The 251-nt window shown below is 48.2% G+C and carries 1 pseudogene; it reads left to right on the forward strand.

Annotation, left to right across the window (positions count from 1 at the left end):
* A pseudogene (locus tag KM934_RS13075) lies at positions 1-251 on the forward strand (IS110 family transposase); the annotation flags it as partial.

The following is a 251-nucleotide window of genomic DNA, read 5'->3' on the forward strand; positions in this document are numbered from 1 at the left end:
GAATTTATTTATCGGAGTTGATTTTTCGAAAGAAAAAGTTGATGTGGCTATCATTCTTGCAGACGGACTGACAGAAACAGCTGCACGAGTGTTCAACGAGTTCAAGACAACTGTGTCTGGCTACAAACAACTGGTCAAGTGGGTGGAGCAGAATTCCTGCGACATCGACCCGTCCCTGTGGCTCTTCTGTGGCGAGAATACGGGCGACTACAGCAAAGGACTGTGCAACTTCCTCTACGGCAAAGGCTACG

The sequence above is a fragment of the Hallella faecis genome, assembly GCF_018789675.1.
GTDB classification, from domain to species: Bacteria; Bacteroidota; Bacteroidia; order Bacteroidales; family Bacteroidaceae; genus Prevotella; species Prevotella faecis.